Here is an 18,432-nt window from a genome sequence, read left to right as displayed (position 1 = left end):
CAATACCGAACGTTCGTTCGGCAATTCCCGGGACGGCGACGCTGCCGCCCGGACGACGACGCGGAGGTCCCGTGCAGGTCGACGTCGACACCACCACCGAGGACCAGCAGCAGCGGTTCGACCGCATGATCGCGTCCGAGGACCGGATCGAGCCGCGCGACTGGATGCCCGAGGGCTACCGCAGGACCCTGATCCGCCAGATCGCCCAGCACGCGCACTCGGAGATCATCGGCATGCAGCCGGAGGGCAACTGGATCACGCGCGCGCCCAGCCTGCGCCGCAAGGCGATCCTCATGGCGAAGGTCCAGGACGAGGCCGGGCACGGTCTCTACCTCTACTCCGCGGCCGAGACGCTGGGCGTCGACCGTGAGGAGCTGCTCGACCTCCTGCACACCGGCAGGCAGAAGTACTCCTCCATCTTCAACTACCCGACCCTGACGTGGGCGGACATGGGCGCGATCGGTTGGCTCGTCGACGGTGCAGCGATCATGAACCAGGTCCCGCTGTGCCGGTGCTCCTACGGCCCGTACGGGCGTGCGATGGTGCGGATCTGCAAGGAGGAGTCCTTCCACCAGCGGCAGGGCTTCGAGATCCTCCACACGCTCTCGCACGGCACGCCGGCGCAGAAGGCGATGGCCCAGGACGCGGTGGACCGGTTCTGGTGGCCCTCCCTGATGATGTTCGGTCCGCCGGACGGCGCGTCGACGCACTCGGCGCAGTCGACGGCGTGGGGCATCAAGCGGTTCAGCAACGACGAGCTGCGGCAGCGGTTCGTGGACATGACCGTCCCCCAGGCGGAGATCCTCGGCCTGACGATCCCCGACCCCGACCTGCGCTGGGACGAGGCGAGCGGCCACCACGCCTTCGGCGCGATCGACTGGGCGGAGCTCGACCGCATCATCCGCGGCGACGGTCCGTGCAACGCCGAGCGGATGGAGCGGAGGCGCACCGCGCACGAGGAGGGCGCCTGGGTCCGCGACTCCGCCGACGCGTACGCCCGCAAGCACGCCGCAGCGGCCGACGCGACGACGGACGCCGCATGACGACGGCGGGCAGCGGGCCCCGGACCCCGCACGGCTGGCCGCTGTGGGAGGTGTTCGTCCGCGCGCGTCGCGGCCTGGCCCACCAGCACGTCGGCAGCCTGCACGCCCCCGACGGGGAGATGGCGCTGCGCAACGCCCGCGACGTCTACACCCGCCGGGGCGAGGGGGTCTCCCTGTGGGTCGTCCCGTCCGCGGCGATCGTCGCGTCGAGCCCCGACGAGCAGGACCCCTTCTTCGACCCGGCGCTCGACAAGGTCTACCGCCACCCGACGTTCTACGAGGTGCCGGAGGGGGCGGAGCACCTGTGACCACCCCGACCGCGGCCGCACCGCCTCCCCCGCCCGTGCCGACGGCGCCACTGGTCGACTACCTCCTCGGCCTCGGCGACGACGCGCTCGTCCTCGCCCAGCGGCTCGGCGAGTGGATCACGCGCGCGCCGCAGATCGAGGAGGACATCGCCCTGGGCAACATCGCCCTCGACCTCCTCGGCCAGGCGCGCGCCCTGCTCACGCGGGCGGGCGAGGTCGAGGGCGCGGGCCGCGACGAGGACGAACTCGCCTTCGGCCGGGACGAGCGCGAGTTCCGCAACGTGTGCCTCGTCGAGATCCCGAACGGTGACTTCGCCGTCACGATGGCGCGCCAGCTCGTCTTCTCCGCCTACCAGCTCGAGCTCTGGACCGCGCTGCGCGCCAGCGCCGAGCCGCTCCTGGCGGACCTGGCCGGCAAGGCCGTCAAGGAGGTCGCGTACCACCGCGACCACGCGACGCAGTGGGTCCTGCGGCTCGGCGACGGGACCGACGAGGGCCACCGGCGCATGCAGGCCGGTCTGGACCGCGTGTGGCCGTACGTCGAGGAGCTCTTCGCACCCGACGACGCCGCGGACCGGCTCCCGGGCGTCGCCGCGGACCCGACCTCGCTGCGCGAGCCGTGGGTCGCGTACGTCCACGACGTGGTCGAGCGCGCCACGCTCACCGTCCCGGTGCCCTCGTGGCGCTCGCGCGGGGGGCGCGAGGGCCTGCACTCCGAGCACCTGGGACACCTCCTGCCCGAGATGCAGCACCTGCACCGGGCGCACCCGGGGGCACGGTGGTGACCATGACGACGACACCGTCGGCCGCTCGCGACGTCACGCACCTGCGCGTGGTCGCCGGCGCCGTGGCCGACCCGGAGATCCCCGTCGTGACGCTCGACGACCTGGGGATCGTCCGCGGTCTGGAGGTCGCGCCGGACGGCTCGGTCGAGGTGACCCTGACCCCGACGTACACCGGGTGCCCCGCCACGGAGGTCATCGCCGCGGACGTGGCGCGCGCCCTGCGCGACGAGGGCGCCGAGCGGGTCGTCGTGCGCACGGTCCTCGCACCGGCGTGGACGACGGACTGGATCACCGAGGCCGGGCGCGCCAAGCTGCGCGCGTTCGGCATCGCGCCGCCGGACGGCACGCGCGCCGTGAGCCCGCCGGGTGGCGTGCCGCTGACCCTGTCCGCCCGCTGCCCGCGGTGCGGGTCGTTGCGCACGCGGGAGATCAGCCGCTTCGGGTCGACGCCGTGCAAGGCGCTGTGGTCCTGCCGGGACTGCGGCGAGCCCTTCGACTCCTTCAAGGCGCTCTGATGGCCCTCAGCGCGACGACCGCCGCCGTCGACGCGTCCGGCACCTCCGCGCGCCGGCACGCCGTCTTCCACCGCCTGCGCGTCGCGTCGGTCGACCGCCTCACCGACGACGCCGTCGCCGTCACGTTCGACGTCCCGCCGCACCTGCGCGAGGAGTTCCGCTTCCGCGCAGGCCAGCACCTCACGGTCCGCGCGCCGCAGATCGAGGGGGACGTGCGCCGCAACTACTCGATCTGCGCGCCGGCGACCGGCGACCTCCTGCGGATCGGCGTCCGCCGCATCGCCGACGGCGTCTTCTCCGGGTACGTCACCGAGCGGCTCGCGCCGGGCGACGAGCTCGAGGTCATGACGCCCACCGGCACGTTCTGCCCCGACCTGGACCCGACGCAGGCGCGGCGCTACGTCGCCGTGGCGGCGGGCTCCGGGGTGACGCCGGTGCTGTCGATCCTGGCGACCGCGCTGGCGGTCGAGCCGCACAGCACCGCCGCCCTCGTCCTGGCCAACCGCCGACCCTCGACGATCATGTTCCTCGAGGAGCTGGAGGACCTCAAGAACACCTACCCGGAGCGGTTCCAGCTGCTGCACGTGCTGCGTGACGAGGGACCCGGCCTCGAGCTGCTCTCCGGCCGCCTCGACCCGGAGCGGCTCGCGCGGATCCTCGACACGGTCCTGCCCGCCGACGACGTCGACGAGTGGTTCCTCTGCGGCCCGCTCGCCCTCACGGAGTCGGTCCGGGAGGTCCTGCTCGAGCGTGGAGTGGACGCGGGGCACGTGCACCGCGAGCTGTTCCACGTCGGCGCGTCGACCGCCCGGCCGCGGCGTGAGTCCCCGGTCGACGGCGTGGGCTCCGCCGTCACCGTGGTCCTCGACGGGCGCTCGACCACCCTCACCCTCCCGCGGGACGGGGAGTCGGTGCTGGCCGCGACGCTCCGGGTGCGCCCGGACGCGCCCTTCGCCTGCACCAACGGCGTGTGCGGCACGTGCCGCGCGCGCGTCCTGGAGGGTGCCGTCGAGATGGACTCCAACTACGCGCTCGAACCGGACGAGATCGCGCGTGGCATGGTGCTCACATGCCAGTCCCACCCCGTGACGGACACCGTGACCGTGGACTACGACCAGTGAGCGGCGACCACGAGGGCGCCGACGGCGGCGTCGTCGTGGAGCGGCGCGGCCCTGCCCTGCTGGTCGGGCTCGACCGGCCCGCGAAGCGCAACGCGCTGGACGAGGCGACGGTGGCGCGCCTGCACGCGGTGCTGCAGGAGGCCAAGCGCGAGCCGTGCGTGGTCGTCGTGCACTCGACCACGCCGGGCATCTTCGCCGCCGGGGCCGACATCGCCGAGCTCCTCGACCGGGACGCGAGCGACGCCCTGCGGGGCATCAACTCCGGGCTCATGGACGCCCTCGAGGCGCACCCGTGGCCGACGGTGGCCGCCGTCGACGGTCCGGCGCTGGGCGGCGGCTGCGAGCTGGCCCTCGCGTGCGACCTGCGGATCGGCTCGGAGCGGGCCCGGTTCGCCCAGCCCGAGCCGAGCCTCGGCATCATCGCCGGCGCCGGGGCGAACTGGCGCCTGCCGCAGGTCGTCGGCCTGCCGGTGGCTCGTCGGATGCTCTACGCCGGCGAGGTCCTCGACGCGGCCGCAGCGCACCGTGCCGGTCTGCTCGACCACCTCCACGACGCCGACGCCCTGCTCGACGAGGCGGTCGCCCTGGCGGAGCGGATCGCGACGCGGTCCTGGCGTGCCCTCGAGCTCACCAAGATGGCGTTGCGCGTGCACCGGCCCGCCACGACCGGCTTCGACGTCCTCGCGCAGTCCGTCCTCTTCGAGGACCCGGAGAAGCGGGCGCGCATGAGCGCGTTCCTCGACGAGCGCGAGCGCCGCCGCACGGGTGGCGGCGACGGGCTCAACCCGCGGGACGGCGGGCCAGGATGAGCGACGTCATCCGGGCCGTGCACAGCCGGCGGTCCTGCTCGTCGCGCACGGTCACCTCGTACGTCGCCACGGTGGACCCGCGGTGCAGCGGCTCCGCCGTGGCGGTGACGACGCCCTCGCGCGCGCTGCGGTGGTGCGTGGCGTTGAGGTCGACGCCGACGACGGTCCGGCCCGGCCCGGCGTGGATGACCGCGGCCCAGGAGCCGACCGCCTCCGCGAGGCACGCCATCGCGCCGCCGTGCAGCAGTCCGAACGACTGGGTGTTCGTCTCGACCGGCATCGTCGCCACGACCCGCTCCGGCGAGGCCTCGACCACCCGGACGCCCATCTTGCGGTCCAGCGCCCCGAGGGAGAGGTCCGGGTGAGCGCGGCGCAGCGCGTCGTCGTCGTCCATCCGCCGAGCATACGAACGATCGCCGCCCGTCCCGGGGACGGCACGAGCCGAGGAGCAGCGCAGTGACGGGAGCAGCGCAGTGACAGGAGCAGAGCCGTGACCATGATCGTCCGGAGCTATGTCGCAGGGCGCTGGGAGGCTCCCGCCGGACCGACGACCGCCCTGCTCGCCGCGGCGACCGCGGAGGAGGTCGCCGTCGTCGGCACGGACCCCATCGACCTCGTCCCCGTGCTCGACCACGCCCGCTCGGTCGGGGGCCCGGCGCTGCGCGCGCTGCCGTTCCACGAGCGGGCGCTGGCGCTCAAGAGCCTCGCGCTGCACCTCAACACCCGACGCGACCACCTCTACGAGCTGTCCGCGTGGACGGGCGCGACGCGCCGTGACTCCCTCGTCGACGTCGACGGCGGCATCGGCGTGCTGTTCAGCTACGCGGGCAAGGGCCGCCGGGAGCTGCCCAACAGCCACGTCCTCGTCGACGGCCCGACGGAGCGGCTGGGACGCGGGGGGCAGTTCGTCGGGCAGCACCTCTACACCTCGCGCCGCGGTGTGGCGCTGCAGATCAACGCGTTCAACTTCCCGGTGTGGGGGATGCTCGAGAAGCTCGCGCCGGCTTTCCTCGCCGGCGTCCCCACCGTGGTCAAGCCGGCCGGCCAGACCGCGTACCTGACGGCCGCCGTCGTCGAGGAGATCGTCGCGTCGGGGCTGCTCCCCGAGGGGAGCATCCAGCTCGTCGTCGGCCGGACGCGCGGGCTGCTGGACCTGCTCGCCGAGCAGGACACGGTCGCGTTCACCGGCTCGGCCGCGACGGCCGCCCTGCTGCGGGGGCACCCGTCGGTGCAGCACCGTGGCGTGCGGTTCAGCTCCGAGGCGGACTCCCTGAACTTCTCCCTCCTGGGTCCGGACGTCGAGCCCGGGAGCACGGAGATGGACCTCTTCGTGCGGCAGCTGGTCACCGAGATGACCGCCAAGGCCGGCCAGAAGTGCACGGCCATCCGCCGGGCGCTCGTCCCGCAGCACCTCGTGCCGGACGTGGTCGCGGCCGTCGACGCGCGCATCGGCAGCAAGGTCCGGCTCGGGAACCCGACGTCGGAGGAGGTGACGATGGGCTCGCTGGTGGGCCTGGACCACCGCCGGGCGGTGCGCGAGGGGCTCGAGCGCCTGATGCAGGGGGCGCGGCTCGTCGTCGGGGACCCGGACCGGTTCGACGTCGTCGACGCCGACCCGGACCGTGGCGCGTTCCTGCCTCCGCTCCTGCTGGTGGCGGAGGACCCGGCGCGCCCCGAGCCGCACGAGATCGAGGTCTTCGGACCCGTCTCGACCGTCATCGGCTACCGCGACGTCGACCACGCGGTCGACCTCGCCGCCCGAGGACGCGGCAGCCTCGTCGGGTCGATCGTCTCCGCGGACCCGGACGTGGTCCGCGACGTCGTCCTGGGCGTCGCACCCTGGCACGGGCGGCTGCTGGTGCTGGACAGGGACTCGGCGCCGGAGTCCACGGGGCACGGCTCCCCGCTCCCCCAGCTCGTGCACGGTGGGCCGGGTCGCGCGGGCGACGGCGAGGAGCTCGGCGGCATCCGGTCGGTGCTGCACTTCATGCAGCGGACGGCGCTGCAGGGCTCGCCGCGCGCCGTCGCCGCCGTGACCGGGACGTGGGTCACCGGGGCACCCCGGCGCACCGATGGGGAGCACCCGTTCCGCAAGAGCCTCGCGGAGCTCCAGGTGGGCGACACGATCACGGGTGGGCCGCGCACGGTCACCCTGGACGACATCGACCGGTTCGCCGACCTCTCCGGCGACCGCTTCTACGCCCACACCGACGAGGAGGCCGCTGCGGCCAACCCGTTCTTCGAGGGCCGCGTCGCGCACGGGTACTTCGTCGTCTCGTTGGCGGCCGGTCTGTTCGTCTCCCCCGAGCCCGGTCCCGTCCTGGCGAACTACGGCCTGGAGCGGCTGCGGTTCCTGGCCCCGGTGTACCCCGGCGACGCCCTGACGGTCCACCTGACGGTCGAGCGGATCTCACCCCGCGCCGACGCCGACTACGGCGAGGTGGTGTGGGACGCGGAGGTGCTCAACCAGGACGGCGAGGCGGTCGCGACGTACGAGGTCCTCACGCTCGTGTCGAAGGAGTGGCCGCGGTGACCGGGGCGGTCGGGCAGGACCCGGCCCGGGTGCCGTCGGGCGCCGACGAAGGGGCGGACACCGGCATCCGGCTCACCGGGTCCGATGCCGTCGCGGAGGTGGTCCTGGACCGGCCCGCTCGGCTCAACACCCTCGACGGGCCGGCGCTGCGGGCACTGCGCGAGGTCGTCGAGGGGCTCGTGGGCCGGCCGGGCCTGCGAGCCGTCGTCCTGCGGGGCGAGGGCCGCGCCTTCTGCGCGGGGCGGGACATCTCCGGGGTGGACCCGCGCGCCGACGACGCCGAGGCCTTCCTGTCCGAGCTCGTACACCCCGTGCTGGCGGCCGTGCGCAACGTCCCCGTGCCGGTGGTCGCGGCGGTCCAGGGCGCCGCACTGGGGATCGGACTCGGGCTCATGGCCGCGGCGGACGTCGTGTACGCCGGCCGCAGCGCGCGCCTCGGCTCCCCGTTCGCCCGCATCGGCGCGGTGCTGGACTCCGGGGGTCACGCGCTGCTCGTCGACCGTCTCGGACCGCACCGTGCCATGGACCTCATGCTCACGGGGGAGCTCCTCGACGGTGAGGAGTCGGCGCGCGTCGGGCTCGTGAGCAGGGTCGTCGACGACGACGTGCTGCTGGACCGCGTCCGTGCGCTCGCCGCGACGCTCGCCGACGGCCCCACCGTCGCGTTCGTCCAGTCCAAGCGCATCGTCCGCGACCTCGCCGCCGCGCGCGGGGCGTCGTCGGCCCTGCTCGAGGCCGAGGCCCGCGCCCAGGGTGCGGCGTCGCGCACGGACGACTACCGCGAGGGGTTCACCGCCTTCCAGCAGAAGCGCCCTCCGACGTTCACCGGTCACTGAGGCCACCGCCGGCCGCCGTCGTACCCGTCGGCTCAGCCGGCCGGTGCCAGCTCCCCCACCGGGACGGGCCCGGTCAGCGTGTTCCCCGCCTGCGGCAGCGGGCAGGCCCAGGACTCGTCGTGCGCGCACGACGGCGCGTAGGCGAAGTTGAGGTCGACCACGAGAGCAGCGCGGTCCCCGCCCAGGTCGGCGCCCTTGACGGTGTCCAGCACGTACCGGCCGCCGCCATAGGACCCCCTGCCGCTGGTGCCGTCGCGCAGGGGCAGGAAGAGGCCGCCGCCGTAGCCGGCGCACCACCACAGGTCCAGGCGACCGAGGCCGGGCAGGCTCACCCGTCCGACCAGGTCGAACGGCACGACCCCGTCCGTCCCCGTCGTGACCTGCCGCCGGACCGGCTCGACGTCGCCGTCGACGGGCACCGTGAACCGGAACGCCGGGTCGTAGCGCGCGACGGGCGGTGGCACGTAGCCGCGTCGCGCGGCGCGTGGCACGGGCGACGCCGGGTGGGTGGCCAGGAGGTCGGCGCGACCGGCGGCCCAGGCGGCGTGGGCAGCGGCCGGGTCCGGATCGAGCCGGACCGCGCGGTAGAGCTCCGCGACGCGCCGCCGCCAGTCGACGACGTCGGACCAGTCGTGCTCGACGGCGGGCTCCGCCACGGGATCGGTCATCAGAACGGGTGCAGGAGCCGCTGCACGAACTGCCGTGTGCGCTCCTCCCGCGGGTCTCGGAGGACCTGGTCCGGGTGCCCGCGCTCGACGACCGCGCCACCGTCGATGAACACGACCTCGTGGGCGACCTCCCGCGCGAACTGCAGCTCGTGGGTGACGATCACCATCGTCCAGCCCTCGTCGGCGAGCTCCTTGATGAGGCCCAGGACGTCCCCGACGAGCTCGGGGTCCAGGGCGGACGTCGGCTCGTCGAACAGCAGGAGGGTGGGCCGCAGAGCCAGCGCCCGCACGATCCCGACGCGCTGCTGCTGACCGCCGGAGAGCTCGAAGGGGTACGCGTCCTTCTTCTCGGCCAGCCCCACGCGGCGGAGCAGCTCGACGGCCTCGGCGGTCACCTCGTCCCGTGGTCGGCGCTGGACGACGACCGGCCCCTCCAGCACGTTCTCCAGGACGGTCTTGTGGGGGAACAGGTTGTAGTGCTGGAAGACCATGGCCGAGGAGTCGCGCAGCGCAGCCACCTGCGTGCGTGACGCCCCCTGCGAGAAGTCCACGACGACGTCGGACCCGACGAGGACCCGCCCCGCGTCCGGCCGCTCCAGGCCGTTCAGGCACCGCAGCGCCGTCGTCTTGCCGGAGCCGGACGGGCCGATGATGGCGAGCACCTGCCCTCTGCAGACCCGGAAGTCGACGGAGCGCAGCACCGTGTGGTCGCCGAAGCTCTTGCCGAGCCCCTCGACGACCAGCACGGGCTCCCCCGCACCGCCGGGCGGGCCGTGGCCACCGGGCGGTTCGAGCACGTCGTGGTCAGCGGGCGACATAGCGGTCCAATCGTTGCTCCAGACGGCCCTGCCCCGCGGAGAGCGCCAGGCAGATCACCCAGTAGACCGCCGCGGCCTCCAAGTACAGCACCATGAACTCCTGGCTGAACGCCGCGATCTGCTGGGCCTCGCGGAACAGCTCCGTCACCAGGATGAGCGACGCCAGGGACGTGTCCTTGACCAGGCTGATGAACGTGTTGGACAGGGGCGGGACCGACACGCGCGCCGCCTGCGGCAGGACGATGCGCCGCAGCGCCACCGCGTGCGACATCCCGACCATGTGCGCCGCCTCCCACTGCCCCTTGGGCACCGAGAGGATCGCGGCACGGATCACCTCGGCCGCATACCCGCCCACGTTCACCGAGAACGCCACGACGGCGCTCGGCCACGGGTCGATCACCACACCCACCGACGGCAGGCCGTAGAAGATGACGAACAGCTGGACGAGCAGGGGCGTGCCACGGACGACGGAGATGTACGCGCGCGCCGGGCCCGACAGCCAGCGCCGCTTCGACAGCCGCATCAGGGCGATCACCAGAGCGAGGACCAGCCCGAGGACGAACGACACCAGCGCCAGCGGGATGGTCCCCGTGATCGCGCCCCGGGTGATCGGCCACAACGACTCGGTGACGAGCTCGAGGGTCTCCGGGCTCACGACCGCGATCCCCCGCCTCCGTCAGCGGGAGACATCGCTGCCGAAGTACTTCTCCGAGATCTCCGCGAGCGTGCCCTCCTCCGCCAGGGTGGCCAGGGCCTCGTCGATGGCCGCCGCGAGCTCGTCGTCGCCCTGGGCGAGGGCGAAGGCGCTGAAGGACTGCTCCTCGGTCTCGGCGGCGACCTTGAGGCCGGAGGCGTCGTTGTTCTTCGCGTAGTCGAGGAACGTCAGCTCGTCGTTGATCGTGGCATCGACGCGCTCCTGCTCGACCAGCGCGACGGCCTGGGCCCAGCCCTCGACGGCCTCGATCTGCGCACCGCTCTCCTCTGCGAGCGCCTTCCAGTTGCTCGTCAGGGACTGCGCGGTCACCTTCCCGTCCAGCGACTCGAACGAGTCGATGGAGTCGTCGTCGGCCCGGACGACGACGACACCGTTCGAGACGGTGTACGGCTCGGTGAACGTGTAGGCCTCCTCACGCTCCGGGGTGATCGACACCTGGTTCGCGATGACGTCGAAGCGTCCCGCCTCCAGGCCCGCGAAGATCGCGTCCCACTGGGTCTCCTCGAACTCGACGTCCACGCCGAGCTCCTCGGCGACCGCCTCGATGACCTCGACGTCGTAGCCGACGAGGTCTCCGGAGCCCTCCTCGTGGAACGAGAACGGGCGGTAGGTGCCCTCCGTTCCGACCACGAGCACGCCGGCCTCCTGCACGTCGGACCAGGAGGTGTCCTCCTGGGCGCCCTCGGTGGCCGTGTCCTCCTGGGCGCCGTCGGCGGCGGACGACGGCGCACCGTCGTCGGCGGCCGAGCAGCCCGTGACGGCGAGCGCGAGGGCGGTCGCGGCCGCACCGAGGGAGATCTTGGTGGTGAGACGGGACATGTCGGTCCTTCGGGAGACGGGCGGGCGTCGGTCGACGCCTCGACGGGGGTGGGCAACCGGGAGCGGCACAGGGAGATTCCCTGCCGTCACGGGGTGTGGCGCCGCGCACAGTGCGCGGAGGGCCATGGACCGGTCTCAGGACCGGTCGCGTGCGCGGCTCAGAGACAGCGCAGGCGCGGACAGCACCGGGTGCGCGCAAGGCCGGCGGAACGCGGCGCGAGGAGCACGGTGGAGGTCACGGGACAAGTCCACCACGGAAGTCCTGCAGGACGCCAACCGCCGCCGGGACGCGCTTCACGGCGGCGCGGCGCGCGCTGGGGCAGACTCGATCGATGCTCGTCCTCCCGCGCCTCGTGCCTTACCCCGCCGAGACGGACGGGGGTCTCGAGGCGGACCTCAACCTCCCACCGATCGATCCCCGGCAGCTGGCGCTGGGCGCCGCGGTGATCGTGCTCGGCCTCGTCGTGGCCAAGCTCCTCCGCGTCGTCACGAGGTGGGCGTGGGCGCGCCGCCACACGCCGTCCTACGCCCGCGTCTTCTCCACGCTGGTCCAGTACGGGTTCGCCCTGCTGGCCATCGGCGTCGGCCTCACCATCGCCTTCCCGAGCGTCCAGCCGGTCGACGTCCTCGGGGGGCTCGGGATCGTCTCGGTGGCGATCGGCATCGCGTTCCAGAACGTGCTGGCGAACCTCTTCGCGGGACTGCTCATCCTCGTGCGGGAGCCGTTCCGGGCCGGGGACCAGATCGCCGTGAAGGACGTGCAGGGAACCGTCGAGGAGGTCAACCTCCGCGAGACGGTGGTGCGGACGTTCGACGGTCGGCGCGTGCTCGTGCCCAACAGCACCGTCCACGGCGAGGTCCTCACGGTGCAGACGGGTTACTCGCACATCCGCACCACCGTGGTGGTCGGCGTGGACTACGCCAGCGACCTCGCGACGGCACGGTCCGTCGTACTGGAGGCGGTCGCCGCCGTGCCCGGCGTCGCCGACGACCCCGCACCGCAGTGCCTGCTGACCGAGCTGGCGCCGTCGACGATCAACTTCGACGTCCGGTTCTGGTCCGGGGCTCGCCAGCTCGAGGCCCTGGAGACCCGTGACCGCGTCATCGAGTCCATCGCCGCGGCGCTGAGCGACGCCGGCGTGGAGATGCCGCCGGAGATCCAGATGATCCAGCCCTCGCCAGGCTTGGCGGCCCGGCTGGACCGGCTGGCCGAAGGCTCGACGCACCGCTCCCGCGCGGACGGCTGACCTGTCCACGGCCGCCGTCGACACGCGGCGCCGAGCCGTCAGGGGGTCAGGTGACCGAAGACCACGATGTTGTCCACGTAGTGGCCGGTCGTCCGGTCGAAGGCCCCACCGCAGGTGATGAGGCGGAGCTCCGCCCTGTCCGTCGTGTTGCCGTAGACCTCGGAGGTGGGGAACTCGGCCTTCGGGTACCGACCGACGGAGTCGACGGTGAACCGCGCGACGGAGCCGTCCTCCCGGGTGACGCTCACGATGTCGCCCGCGACCAGCTCGCCGAGCCGGTAGAAGATCGCTGGACCGTCCGGTCCGTCGACGTGGCCGGCGATCACGGCCGGCCCGAACTGGCCGGGCGTCGGTCCCCGGGTGTGCCACCCGGCGGTGGCGTAGTCGACCGGCGCGGGCAGGATCCCGTCGGCCCCGACGGTCAGCGGCACGAGCACGTCCGTCGTCAGCCCGATCGCCGGGATCTCCAGGCCCACGGGCGTGGAGCCCGCCATCACGGGACCGAAGTCCAGGGCCTGTGCAGCCGTCTGGGCCTCGCGCTCCTCCTCGGCCTCAGCCGGTCCGGTGCTCTTGTCAGCGCGCTCGGTCGCGGGCTGGTCGGTGGCGTCGGCGGCGGCCACCGGCTGGCTGGAGGGCTGGGGAGGCCCGCCCTGCCCGCGGAAGGCGAGGACGAGGACCAGGATCCCGACCAGGGCCAGCCCGACGGCCGCCACCGCGAAGACGCGGTGGCGGCCGTCGAGCCGTGAGCTGGTGGTCATCAGACCTTGGCGGTCGCGCGACGGGCGGCGAAGGCACCGGTGCCCGCAGCGGCGAGCAGCAGGGCGCCACCGGCCATCAGGAGGCCCTGGTCGGTGCCGGCGGAGGCGGCGCCGCCGGCGCCGGTCGCGACGCCACCGGCCGGAGCCGCCATGAGGACGCCGCACAGGGCCGGGTCCGTGGCCTCGGTGGGCAGGGACGGGTCGAGGTCGGACATCACGTCGCCGTCGTAGGCGCCGCTGTCGTTGTGGTCGACGCCGTGGATGACCACGGCCGCCTTGCCGGACGAGATCGCGTCGGCGACCTCGGGGGCGACCTCGATGCTGCCGCGCTCGTAGGTGAGCTCGCCGCCGGGCGCGGTGTCGAACCGGTCGACGGCCAGGCCGCTGTCCGGGCTGGTGTCACCGGTCTTGGTCAGCGAGACGACGATGCCGCCGTACGCGGGGCCACCCTCGGTCGTGTTGAGCGTGCCGTCGGCGGATGCGTCGTCGGCCGCGGTCGGGCACTCGTTGCGGGCGTCGGCACCAAAGTGGATGTGCGCGGCGTGCGGCGAGTCGGCGAGGAGGCCGCTGGCGGCCATGGTGACCGTGAGCATGGTGCCCTCGACCTTCACCATGGCGGTGCCGCTGCCCTCGACGCCGTTGAGGGCGACCGGGGCGAGCTGGGCGTTCGTGTCGGCGTCGGCGGCGAACGCCGACCCCGCACCGAGGGGAAGGACCACGGCAGCGCCGAAGGCGACTGTGACGATCTTGTGACGGATACGCATGAGAACTCCAATACCGGGCACCCGGTGAGGGCGCCCCAACTCGGAAACTTCCTGACATGTGTCGTTCGGAGCCCGGCGGCATGCGGATGGGTGGAGATTTCGATGACGTCCGCTACAGCAGGTCTTGACTCGATCCACCCCGAAGGAGGCACTCGGTCACCTGCGGTACACCACACTTCAACGCGACGTGAACTAGGGGGCGCCGCAGAGAGCACCGGGAGGCTGCGACGTGATATGCGGGGAAGCCGGGAACTGCACCTGAGACTGTCGCGGGCGTCGCCGACGCTCCCTGCCTCGTGGGTCGCCGCCTCGCCGCCCCGGGGCGAGCAGGCGTCGTGCCGGGATGCGCGGGAGCCGGCGCGGGGAGTCGCTCCCGTACAGTGGACCGGCCTGCGGTCCGTGGGCACTCCTCTTCCCCGCAGGCAGGCTCCGCATGAACGCGCCCACCGCTCCCTCGGCCGCCGCGGCACACGCGACGGACGGTCCGCCGTCGGAGGAGTCGACGCAGGCCCGCGTGCCCGGCATCGACGCCGCAGACCTGGCCGTCTTCCTGCGCGTGGTCGACCAGGTGGCTGCCCTGCCGCAGGACCACCCCGACCACGCCGTTGCGCGGCGCGCGGCCTCGGGCCTGTTCAAGGCGGCGAAGAAGCACCGTCGGACGACGAAGCGGCAGGCGGTCGACGCCGCCGACCGGGCCGTCATCGAGGCGACGGCCACGGGCAGCCGCGGCCGCATCGACGACGAGACCCGCGGCATCCCGCTCGTCTCCTCCGTCACCGGCGCCACCGCCGGCGAGCTGCTCAAGCCCCGCCCGTGCTACGTCTGCAAGCAGCCCTACACGACCGTCGACGCCTTCTACCACCAGCTCTGCCCCGCGTGTGCCGACCTCAACCACACCAAGCGCGAGGCCCGCACCGACCTCACGGGGCGCCGTGCGCTGCTCACCGGCGGCCGGGCGAAGATCGGCATGTACATCGCCCTGCGTCTCCTGCGCGACGGCGCGCACCTGACCATCACGACGCGGTTCCCCAAGGACGCCGCCCGGCGGTTCGCCGCCATGGACGACGCCGCGGACTGGCTGCACCGGCTGAAGATCGTCGGCATCGACCTGCGCGACCCGTCCCAGGTGGTCGCCCTCGCCGACGACGTCGCGTCCGCCGGGCCGCTCGACGTCCTCATCAACAACGCGGCCCAGACCGTGCGGCGGTCCCCGCGCGCGTACTCGCGGCTCGTCGAGGCCGAGCTGACGCCTCTGGCCCCGGGCCTCGAGCCGCTCGTCACGACCTACGGGCACACCAGCGACGCCCACCCCCGCGCGCTCGCCGGCTCCGTCACCGCGCTCACCAGCCCGGCGCTGGCCATCGAGCGCGCCGCCCAGGTCGCCGCCGCCGAGGACCTCGCGCTGCAGGCGCTCACGGCCGACGCCGCCGCGCTCGAGCGTCTCGTCGCGGGCACCGCGATCGACGCCGGCGGGCTGGTGCCGGACGAGGAGCGCACGAACAGCTGGGTGGCCACGGTGGAGCAGGTGGACCCGATGGAGCTGCTCGAGGTCCAGCTGTGCAACCAGACGGCGCCGTTCATCCTGATCAGCCGGTTGCGGCCCGCGCTCAAGGCCTCCCCGGCCCGACGGACGTACGTCGTCAACGTGTCGGCGATGGAGGGCGTGTTCTCCCGCGGCTACAAGGGACCGGGCCACCCGCACACCAACATGAGCAAGGCCGCCCTCAACATGCTGACCCGCACGAGCGCGGCGGACATGGCCGCCGACGGCATCCTCATGACGGCCGTCGACACGGGATGGATCACCGACGAGCGACCCCACTTCACCAAGGTGCGGCTCGCGGAGGAGGGGTTCCACGCACCTCTGGACCTCGTCGACGGCGCCGCTCGCGTCTACGACCCCATCGTGCGTGGCGAGGCCGGCGAGGACCTGTACGGCTGCTTCCTCAAGGACTACGTCAAGGCCGCCTGGTAGTCCTCGGGCGGGCGGCTCGCCAGGAGCCACCCTGCTGATGCTCGCGTTCCAGCCCACCGCGATCCCTGCTCTCGTCGAGGGAGTTGGTGCACTGCCCGTCTTGAGGTAGCCAGGACCTCCCACACACGACACCTGGATCCATTGACGTACGTCCCGTGTCGGAGGAGCGTCGGTACCACCGCACGCGTAAGGACGGTCGCGATGAAGCGCCTGATCTGTGCCGTGCCGGCCCACCGCGACGTGAGCGTCCCGATCGAGTGTGGCGTCGCGTCCCTACCACCGGTGTCGTCGGGAGCCACACGGCCATCTCATGCATGGCGAACGGCCCCGGCTCGCAGGAACGACCGCCGTCGCGCCCCCGAAGCGCGAGGGCGAGGCACGCGAACGCGCCGCGCTTGCCTTGTGATCCGGCAGGGCGTTGATGTTCGCATCCCCCCACCCACGCCACGCTGGATAAGGACAAGGTCCATGACCGGTCGTCTCGTTCGTCTTGCTCTCGTCGGCGCAACCTCCACCGCGCTGCTCGTCTCCGGCGCAGGTCCAGCCGGAGCTGCCGACCACATCAGCCGGAACACATGCCTGGCCGATGGTGGCACCTTCTCGACCGACAAGGGATATCGCATCTGCACCGTCGTCATCACCTATGACGAGAGCCTTGGCGTCTTCAGCTACCGGGACCCGGAGGAAGGCACGGTGTTCTACCGGGGCGAGCTCGAGCAGTTCATCACGATCCGGTACACGACAGTCACGACACAGCGAGGCAACGAGGAGCCGTCGATGACGGGCGGCGACGAGATCCTGGACGAGTGGGACGAGGAACGGTGCTACTTCGTCGAGGGCGCGACTGAGACCCTGGTCGACAACAGCGAGTGCGAGAGCCGCGGACTGCTGTGAGCTGCGACCTCGCGTCGCAGCGGGCCGGCACAGGCACCGAGCACTCCAAGGATCGATAGGTCCGGATGTCCGGAGGGGAGCCAGACCCCACCCCTCCAGACACCGAGGTTTCCCCAGAGCGCTCTGTGCGGGCGTCCGGAGGGACTCAACCCCCGACCGGCGTCTTCTCCCTGTTCGGTGCTGCGACGCCGTGCTCGGAACGGAGCACCCACACCGCGCTCGCTGGAGCAAGCGAAAGGCCCCCGGCCAGCGTGTCCGCTGGTCAGGGGCCTTGTCGTCGCTGTCTCAACGAGTGTCCGGAGGGGGACTTGAACCCCCACGCCCTATACGGGCACTAGCACCTCAAGCTAGCGCGTCTGCCATTCCGCCACCCGGACAGGTGGCCTCCGCGAGTCCTCTCGGAGCCCTCGGGGCGGCGCCAAACATAGCACGGAGTTTCGACCGCTCCCGCATCGATGACCTGCGGCAGACTGGCCGCCAGGGGGCTCCCACACCCTCGCCGAGGAGGTGTCATGACGGAGCACGACGTCACGGCGTCGGCCGACGCCGTCGAGCGCCCGAAGGCCTCGGTCAAGCACCTCAACGCCGCCGGTCCGGCCGCGAAGAAGGTCGCCGGGGTACGCCGCAACCCGAGCGTCGTCGGCTTCGAGGAGACCGCCCCGCACTGGCTGCGCGTGGTGGCCGGCTGGTCCTGGCGGACGCTCGTCGTCGTCGCCGCGGTCGCCCTCGTGTTCTGGGCCACGTCCAAGGTGCTCTTCGTCTTCATCGCGGTCTTCGTCGCGCTCGTCTTCACCGCCGTGCTGCGTCCGCTGGTCCGGGCGCTGAGCCGGATCATGCCCCGCGGCCTCGCGACGGCGATCTCCCTGGTGCTCTCGCTGCTCTCCGTCGCGGGCGTGTTCACCTACGTCGGCCTCTCGGTGGCCGGGCAGTGGCAGAACCTCGCGGAGCAGTTCAACGACGGCATCGCGACGATCTTCCAGTTCCTCGAGGACAGCCCGCTCCACCTCCGCGTGACCACGGAGGACGTCGAGGCGTGGCTCGCCACCGGTCAGCAGTGGCTGGAGGAGAACAGCTCCGAGGTCGCCGGACGGGTGTGGACCGGTGCGGGCTCCGTCGGTCTCGTCTTCTCGGCCCTCGCGCTCGCCACCTTCTGCACGGTGTTCTTCCTGACCCGCGGCGAGGAGATGTGGCACTGGTTCCTCAACCAGCTGCCGCTGCGGGTCCGCGAGACCTGGCTCAGCGGTGGCGACGTCGCCTGGTACACGTTCTCCGGCTACACCCGCGGCACGGTGATCGTCGCCGCGGCCGACGGCGCGCTCGCCCTCATCATCCTGCTGCTGCTCGGCGTGCCCCTCGCCGCACCCCTGGCGGTGCTGGTCTTCATCGGGGCGTTCATCCCGCTCATCGGCGCTCCCCTGGCCATGCTCGTCGCGATGATCGTCGCGCTGGCGACCAACGGGGTCGTCAACGCGATCCTCGTCGGTGTCGGCATCGCGCTCATCGGTCAGTTCGAGGGTCACGTGCTCACCCCGCTCGTCATGGGCAAGCAGGTGTCGCTGCACCCCGTCGCGGTGGCGCTGTCGGTGACGGCGGGGACCATCGTCGCCGGGATCCTGGGGGCGGTCATCGCAGTCCCGCTGGTGGCGGTCGCGTGGGCGGTCTTCTCCCGTCTGCGGCACGCCGACCCCCCGACGGACTTCGACCACCTCGAGGACGACGACACGGACGACGAGGACACGGAGGACCGGCAGACGGCTCAGCTCGCCGTCGACGGGCGACCTGACCCGTCACGGAGCTGAGGGGCCCGGACCTCCGGCTGCTTCA

The 18,432-nt window shown here is 72.7% G+C and carries 19 protein-coding genes and 1 tRNA gene; 12 read left to right on the top strand and 8 right to left on the bottom strand.

Annotated features, from left to right (window positions below; translation table 11 throughout):
- Positions 1–125: 125 nt before the first annotated feature.
- The 6 genes from paaA to LG379_RS09220 are packed head-to-tail and all read left to right on the top strand — an operon-like array spanning position 126 to position 4,581.
- Positions 126–1,043, top strand: coding sequence for a 1,2-phenylacetyl-CoA epoxidase subunit PaaA (paaA, locus tag LG379_RS09245; RefSeq protein ID WP_304522452.1), 918 nt, complete (start codon positions 126–128; stop codon positions 1,041–1,043).
- Entirely contained in the window at positions 1,040–1,351 is a 312-nt protein-coding gene (gene paaB, locus LG379_RS09240; protein ID WP_225754264.1) for a 1,2-phenylacetyl-CoA epoxidase subunit PaaB, read from the top strand. Before paaA ends, paaB begins: the two co-directional genes overlap by 4 nt.
- On the top strand, positions 1,348–2,136 hold the full coding sequence (gene paaC, locus LG379_RS09235) for a 1,2-phenylacetyl-CoA epoxidase subunit PaaC (RefSeq protein ID WP_225754263.1): 789 nt from the start codon (positions 1,348–1,350) through the stop codon (positions 2,134–2,136). Before paaB ends, paaC begins: the two co-directional genes overlap by 4 nt.
- A 2-nt stretch (positions 2,137–2,138) precedes the next feature.
- Positions 2,139–2,651 (top strand): 1,2-phenylacetyl-CoA epoxidase subunit PaaD, encoded by a 513-nt coding sequence (gene paaD, locus LG379_RS09230; RefSeq protein WP_225754262.1) that lies wholly within the window; start codon positions 2,139–2,141, stop codon positions 2,649–2,651.
- Positions 2,651–3,772, top strand: coding sequence for a 1,2-phenylacetyl-CoA epoxidase subunit PaaE (gene paaE, locus LG379_RS09225; protein ID WP_225754261.1), 1,122 nt, complete (start codon positions 2,651–2,653; stop codon positions 3,770–3,772). The genes paaD and paaE overlap by 1 nt, the downstream gene beginning before the upstream one ends.
- Positions 3,769–4,581, top strand: coding sequence for an enoyl-CoA hydratase/isomerase family protein (locus LG379_RS09220; protein ID WP_225754260.1), 813 nt, complete (start codon positions 3,769–3,771; stop codon positions 4,579–4,581). The genes paaE and LG379_RS09220 overlap by 4 nt, the downstream gene beginning before the upstream one ends.
- Here LG379_RS09220 and LG379_RS09215 read toward each other — a convergent pair.
- Positions 4,553–4,975 (bottom strand): PaaI family thioesterase, encoded by a 423-nt coding sequence (locus tag LG379_RS09215; RefSeq protein WP_225754259.1) that lies wholly within the window; start codon positions 4,973–4,975, stop codon positions 4,553–4,555. The two genes, LG379_RS09220 and LG379_RS09215, sit on opposite strands and share 29 nt — an antisense overlap.
- Positions 4,976–5,077: 102 nt before the next feature.
- Between LG379_RS09215 and paaZ the strand changes: the two genes are divergently transcribed.
- Complete coding sequence (gene paaZ / locus LG379_RS09210; RefSeq protein ID WP_225754922.1) at positions 5,078–7,114, top strand: phenylacetic acid degradation bifunctional protein PaaZ; 2,037 nt, start codon at positions 5,078–5,080, stop codon at positions 7,112–7,114.
- On the top strand, positions 7,111–7,950 hold the full coding sequence (locus LG379_RS09205; RefSeq protein WP_370634482.1) for an enoyl-CoA hydratase/isomerase family protein: 840 nt from the start codon (positions 7,111–7,113) through the stop codon (positions 7,948–7,950). Before paaZ ends, LG379_RS09205 begins: the two co-directional genes overlap by 4 nt.
- A 32-nt stretch (positions 7,951–7,982) precedes the next feature.
- Here LG379_RS09205 and LG379_RS09200 read toward each other — a convergent pair whose 3' ends face one another.
- From LG379_RS09200 to LG379_RS09185, 4 genes are read right to left on the bottom strand one after another with little or no spacing between them, the layout of a single operon-like run.
- On the bottom strand, positions 7,983–8,618 hold the full coding sequence (locus LG379_RS09200; RefSeq protein ID WP_225754258.1) for a DUF1684 domain-containing protein: 636 nt from the start codon (positions 8,616–8,618) through the stop codon (positions 7,983–7,985).
- Positions 8,618–9,436 (bottom strand): amino acid ABC transporter ATP-binding protein, encoded by an 819-nt coding sequence (locus tag LG379_RS09195; RefSeq protein ID WP_304522431.1) that lies wholly within the window; start codon positions 9,434–9,436, stop codon positions 8,618–8,620. The genes LG379_RS09200 and LG379_RS09195 overlap by 1 nt, the downstream gene beginning before the upstream one ends.
- Complete coding sequence (locus LG379_RS09190; protein WP_304522430.1) at positions 9,423–10,091, bottom strand: amino acid ABC transporter permease; 669 nt, start codon at positions 10,089–10,091, stop codon at positions 9,423–9,425. Before LG379_RS09190 ends, LG379_RS09195 begins: the two co-directional genes overlap by 14 nt.
- 21 nt (positions 10,092–10,112) lie before the next feature.
- Entirely contained in the window at positions 10,113–10,970 is an 858-nt protein-coding gene (locus tag LG379_RS09185) for an amino acid ABC transporter substrate-binding protein (RefSeq protein WP_225754257.1), read from the bottom strand.
- Between the two features lie 332 nt (positions 10,971–11,302).
- On the opposite strand from LG379_RS09185, the gene LG379_RS09180 reads away from it, so the two are divergent.
- The gene (locus LG379_RS09180) at positions 11,303–12,217 is read left to right on the top strand and encodes a mechanosensitive ion channel family protein (RefSeq protein ID WP_225754256.1); all 915 of its coding nucleotides are present in this window, start codon (positions 11,303–11,305) and stop codon (positions 12,215–12,217) included.
- Positions 12,218–12,255: 38 nt separating this feature from the next.
- On the opposite strand, the gene LG379_RS09175 is transcribed toward LG379_RS09180, so the two are convergent.
- Positions 12,256–12,975, bottom strand: a complete 720-nt coding sequence (locus LG379_RS09175; RefSeq protein WP_225754255.1) for a class F sortase — start codon at positions 12,973–12,975, stop codon at positions 12,256–12,258.
- A complete protein-coding gene (locus LG379_RS09170; protein WP_225754254.1) occupies positions 12,975–13,739 on the bottom strand; it encodes a CHRD domain-containing protein in 765 nt (254 codons plus the stop codon). The genes LG379_RS09175 and LG379_RS09170 overlap by 1 nt, the downstream gene beginning before the upstream one ends.
- Before the next feature lie 433 nt (positions 13,740–14,172).
- On the opposite strand from LG379_RS09170, the gene LG379_RS09165 reads away from it, so the two are divergent.
- On the top strand, positions 14,173–15,714 hold the full coding sequence (locus LG379_RS09165) for an SDR family NAD(P)-dependent oxidoreductase (protein WP_225754253.1): 1,542 nt from the start codon (positions 14,173–14,175) through the stop codon (positions 15,712–15,714).
- A gap of 468 nt (positions 15,715–16,182) precedes the next feature.
- Positions 16,183–16,608 carry a hypothetical protein gene (locus tag LG379_RS09160; RefSeq protein WP_225754252.1) on the top strand — a complete coding sequence of 142 codons (426 nt, stop codon included), beginning with the start codon at positions 16,183–16,185 and terminating at the stop codon, positions 16,606–16,608.
- 293 nt (positions 16,609–16,901) lie between these two features.
- Here LG379_RS09160 and LG379_RS09155 read toward each other — a convergent pair.
- Positions 16,902–16,985: transfer RNA gene (locus tag LG379_RS09155), tRNA-Leu, on the bottom strand.
- Between the two features lie 135 nt (positions 16,986–17,120).
- Here LG379_RS09155 and LG379_RS09150 point away from each other — a divergent pair.
- Positions 17,121–18,407, top strand: coding sequence for an AI-2E family transporter (locus LG379_RS09150; protein WP_225754251.1), 1,287 nt, complete (start codon positions 17,121–17,123; stop codon positions 18,405–18,407).
- Positions 18,408–18,432 lie beyond the last annotated feature (25 nt).

The organism is Actinotalea sp. Marseille-Q4924 (assembly GCF_916618755.1).
Classification (GTDB): Bacteria; Actinomycetota; Actinomycetes; order Actinomycetales; family Cellulomonadaceae; genus Actinotalea.
This window is presented reverse-complemented; position numbering and strand designations above follow the sequence as displayed.